The 2,895-nt window shown below is 55.9% G+C and carries 3 protein-coding genes; all 3 read right to left on the bottom strand.

The window, feature by feature from the left end:
• The coding region (locus VGM48_RS13715; RefSeq protein ID WP_331580000.1) for a type IV toxin-antitoxin system AbiEi family antitoxin domain-containing protein at nt 1-373 on the bottom strand (373 nt) is incomplete at its 3' end.
• A 104-nt stretch (nt 374-477) separates the two neighbouring features.
• Complete coding sequence (locus VGM48_RS13710; protein WP_331579999.1) at nt 478-1,914, bottom strand: c-type cytochrome domain-containing protein; 1,437 nt, start codon at nt 1,912-1,914, stop codon at nt 478-480.
• Nucleotides 1,911-2,895: sugar phosphate isomerase/epimerase family protein (locus tag VGM48_RS13705; RefSeq protein WP_331579997.1), on the bottom strand; the 985-nt coding region annotated here is incomplete at its 5' end. The genes VGM48_RS13705 and VGM48_RS13710, both read right to left, overlap by 4 nt.

Genomic DNA, 2,895 nt, shown 5'->3' with positions numbered 1-2,895 from the left:
TTTGCTTTTTAGCAGTAATCACGAGTGTTTTATTGAAAATCTGTTCAGTAAGATCCCAGTGCTCGGCCGCCGACCAACCACCTATATAACATGGGGCAAATATCTCAACGGCAATTAACCAGGCATCTTCTGCGATCATGTTCACTGACTCAGAGCCTAATGGTAAAATTCGATAAACACCCGCTCTTAATCTCTGGAGCCATCCTTTTTTTGTTAACCGCGACAGTATTAGATTTGGACGGCCAGCAATTCCATTTGGCAACGACTGCAAATCTTCCGGGCGAATGATTTGTTTGCCTTGTCTGACCAGCGCATCTATAATCTGACGTTCTCGCGCGCTCAGTCCTTTCTGTTCTTGTGATTCCAAATTCATTAAATATCAGTTTTTGATACTTGCTGCACTATAAATATATAAAAATAACAATAAAACACCAAATAATATCAAAAACGGATACTTATCGCACTTGTAGTATGTGGCTATTTCTTCCCTTGTTTCACCACACTCGTATCCCCCGCCAGCACCGGCATCGAATACCCGCCGGTATCCATCTCCACCTTCGGCAGCACCCGCTTCAACTCCGCCCAGTCCCGGCTACCTACCTTCGTCTGATACAGATAGACCCGCCGCAATTTCGGCAACCCCTTCAACCCCTCGATCCCGGCAGCACTCACGGCCGTCCCCACCAGGTTCAACACCCGCAAGGCACTCAACCCCTTCAAAGCCGCCAGCCCCGCATCCCCAATCGAATTCCCCGCCAGATCCAGCGACCGCAACGAATCCAGCTGCCCGATCATCCTAAGCGCACTATCCCCGAGTCCGGTATACCCCGCCTTCAGCGAGACCAGCTGCTTTTTCACGGCAAGCAGCAACCGAACCACACTATCGATCCTGTGTGTTCCCCCCACGCCGCCGGCAATCTCCACCTCCAACCAATGACTCCCCCGCGCCACCTCCATCACCAGCACGCCCTTCGCCCGCAACGCGGCAAGGTCCTTCTCATCCGCTGCCGCTACCTCCGCCGCCGGCACCTCGCCATCGGCCGCGTTCACCCGGGGCCTCGCCCGCGCACCCTGAACCGACAACAACGCCGGCCGAACCGAATCAGGCTGCTTCAGCTCCGCCACCCGCCGCGATGGATCGGCTCCCTGGTCGATCCACCAACGCAGCAATAAGATCTCCCGCGAATTCAATTGTTTCTTTTCTTTCGGCGGCATATGATGCTCATCCCCCTCCGGCAGCAACAGCCGTTTGATCAGCTCACTCGCATTCCCCCTTCCCGGCAAAATAACGACCCCGTCCTTCCCTCCCTTTGCCAACCAGGTTGGATCATCCATCCGCAACCCACCCTTCTGCCGCCTCGCCCCATGGCAGCCATAGCAGTTATCCCGCAATATCGGTCGGATGATTTCCGCATAAGCGTGCGCCTCCTGTACATTCACAATCGGCGAGTCCACCTCAGCCGGCCCGGCCGAACCGCCGCCCAGGAATAAATAATCACTTCCATGCGTCAGCGACCCGCCCAGATGTCCCGTCACGATCACCAATCCCAGAATGATCAGCGACAGCACCCGGTCCGCGAACGCAAAACCGTTGATCCGTACCCGCACCCACAGAAAAAAACCAAGAAACGTCAGACTGATCCCCATCCACATATGCCAACCCACCAGCGTGGGGTCATATTCTCCGCTCGACGACAGGACCCATCCCGTAAAACAGGAGGCCGCCGCCGAGATGACACCCGCCAGCAACACCGCCGACACCGCCTTCAAAACAATGGACCTGCCGGCGGCATCCGTGGCAAACGCAGCCCTCCCCGCCAGCAGTTGTAACAACAACGCCGCCAGGATCATCCCGATCGGTAAATGAACCAGCACCGGATGCCAATGCCCGATAAATGTCACAATGGAACTCATGCGTACCGGCTTCTGAGAATATGCATCATATACGCATTGATCGCCCACTGATCGCCAAGCGGCTGCCGCGTATACGGCAACGTCGGCATATAGTCAGGCGGCCCAAACTCGCAAAGCACCGTTAGTCGTTTGCCTTCCTTCTTCTTCCGTTCCACCACCTTGTCCCACCACGCAAAATGCGCATCCACCGCCGACTTCCACTCCGGCGCCCGCGGGTCGTTCACCTGCGGTCCCTCGGGATGCCCGATACGGGCATGGATATGATCCACCCGCGCCAGCGTCAGCTCCACCGTCGAAGCCTGATCGGCCAACAGGCTCTCGCTCACATTACACCAGTGGGAAACGTCAAAGGTCACCCGCAGCTCCGGGTCGCTCTCGATAAAATGCCGGGCCACCGGCGCCGCAAAAAGCATCCGCGACCGGTGCGTCTCATGGCAGATGAGTACCCCCGACCGCGCCGCCAGCGACCGCGTATGATCCAGGAAAGTCTTATTCTGTTCGAACGAAAAATAATCCCGCCCCGAATGGCAGTTGATGTACAACGGCCGCTGCACGGTATTCAGCGCCGCCCCCTCTGTCATCTTGCGAAACGTCTCGAAATGCGGTTCGAAAGAACTCTCCTGCCCGCCACACAGGAATCCCACCTCCAATCCATGATCCTTCAACGCGGTAAACAATTCCTTCTGCGCCGCAGGCTCCATCGGCCACCAGATCTCGATCCCGTCATAACCCTCTTTTTTGGCCTTGGCGCAATACGCGTCAAGCGTCCCCTCAAAGCCCCAGTTGGTGGCAAGCACCTTTAATTCAAATCCAGCTGTACTGCTCATAATAGGTCTGTCTTTTGCAAATGTTTCCAGCGATCCCAGCATCAACGCCGATACCGCCGCCGTGCTGCTCCGAATAAAACTTCTTCTGTTATGTCTCATGAAATAAGTTACTTCCATCGAAAGCCCCTCACGCCATCGAAAGCCCCTCACGCCA

The organism is Puia sp. (assembly GCF_036500295.1).
GTDB lineage: Bacteria > Bacteroidota > Bacteroidia > Chitinophagales > Chitinophagaceae > Puia.
This window is presented reverse-complemented; position numbering and strand designations above follow the sequence as displayed.